This is a genomic window from Chromobacterium sp. ASV23 (assembly GCF_016428945.1).
Classification (GTDB): domain Bacteria; phylum Pseudomonadota; class Gammaproteobacteria; order Burkholderiales; family Chromobacteriaceae; genus Chromobacterium; species Chromobacterium sinusclupearum.
This window is the reverse complement of sequence record NZ_JAELTR010000283.1, coordinates 1-264: the sequence shown is the minus strand read 5'-3', so window position 1 is coordinate 264 and position 264 is coordinate 1. Positions and strand designations below refer to the sequence as shown.

1 rRNA gene is annotated in these 264 nt (G+C 51.9%); it reads right to left on the bottom strand.

Annotation, left to right across the window (positions count from 1 at the left end):
- Positions 1–264 (bottom strand): 16S ribosomal RNA (locus tag JHD59_RS23425); the annotation flags it as partial.

Sequence of the window (264 nt, the reverse complement as noted above, 5' to 3'; positions counted from 1 at the left end):
GCCCAACTTAATGATGGCAACTAATGACAAGGGTTGCGCTCGTTGCGGGACTTAACCCAACATCTCACGACACGAGCTGACGACAGCCATGCAGCACCTGTGTTACGGCTCCCTTTCGGGCACCAAGATATCTCTACCAAGTTCCGTACATGTCAAGAGCAGGTAAGGTTTTTCGCGTTGCATCGAATTAATCCACATCATCCACCGCTTGTGCGGGTCCCCGTCAATTCCTTTGAGTTTTAACCTTGCGGCCGTACTCCCCAG